Source organism: Microbacterium album, assembly GCF_014643695.1.
Lineage (GTDB): Bacteria > Actinomycetota > Actinomycetes > Actinomycetales > Microbacteriaceae > Microbacterium > Microbacterium album.
This window is the reverse complement of sequence record NZ_BMJY01000003.1, coordinates 360,142-360,341: the sequence shown is the minus strand read 5'-3', so window position 1 is coordinate 360,341 and position 200 is coordinate 360,142. Positions and strand designations below refer to the sequence as shown.

Here is a 200-nt window from a genome sequence, read left to right as displayed (position 1 = left end):
TCCAGCAGACCGGGGCCCTGGCGGACGCCGATCTGGTCGATGCCGTCGGCACGGTGGAGGCGTTGGGGCGGATGGTCGACGCGGCCCGGGTGCGTCTGGCCGGCGAGGTGGGCGTCCGGTCTGCCCGCGACTCCGAGGACCGCCTCTCGGCCCGGTTCGGGTGCCGCAATGGGGTGGAGCTGCTGGAGCGCACCACCCGA

Annotated in this window: 1 protein-coding gene; it reads left to right on the top strand. The window is 75.0% G+C overall.

From position 1 onward, the window contains the following. Positions 1–200 (top strand): hypothetical protein (locus IEX37_RS15870; protein ID WP_194461743.1); only part of this gene is annotated, 200 nt, incomplete at both ends.